The 646-nt window shown below is 43.8% G+C and carries 1 protein-coding gene; it reads left to right on the top strand.

Annotated elements, in window-relative coordinates:
- A partial coding sequence (locus GFB48_RS17360; protein WP_205597768.1) for a transposase occupies positions 1–393 on the top strand: 393 nt, incomplete at its 5' end.
- Positions 394–646: the final 253 nt, after the last annotated feature.

Genomic DNA, 646 nt, shown 5'->3' with positions numbered 1-646 from the left:
CAAGGTGCGCCTGCATTAAAGTATTTATCACGATACCTTTACCGCGGTGTATTGCCAGATAAAGCCATAGTGAAAGTTACTGCTGAAGCCGTCAGCTTCAGGTATCAAGACAGTGCGACTAAACAATCAAAAATACGAACACTGCCGACACTCAAGTTCTTAATGCTTATCCTACAGCACATACTGCCCAAAGGACTTAGACGAGTGCGGGACTATGGGTTACTACAAGGGTGCAATCATCACATCATCCAGCAGGTTCAACTGCTGCTAAGGGTCAGCATACCCACAGCAATAGAAACATCGAGGCCCTGTTGTTATCGAGCTTGCCCTTGTTGCCATGAGCCTATGTTGTTTAAAGGGATATTAATGAAGAAGGTGCTCAACCTAGCTTAAGTTCAACTTGAACAACTCTAGGAAAACATTCATTTAAACAGAGGAAACACACACAAAAAGGTTAAGAAACAGCGGTTTAGCCGCTTGGCTAAGGGCAGAACACATCTAAGAAAAAGTGGCTATGAATCAACAGCCAAAACCTTATCAGAATACCACACGATATTTCCTATAAATAAGCAGACTCATCTAGCTTCGGGCTTGTTCAACAATCGGGATAAGGTCGCGGCTGCGCGCGGCCTATCCTTATTTGTTA

It is taken from the genome of Paraferrimonas sp. SM1919, assembly GCF_010993985.1.
In the GTDB taxonomy this organism is placed as follows: Bacteria; Pseudomonadota; Gammaproteobacteria; order Enterobacterales; family Shewanellaceae; genus SM1919.
The sequence above is the reverse complement of the archived record's forward strand: the minus strand, read 5'-3'. Positions and strand labels throughout refer to the sequence as shown.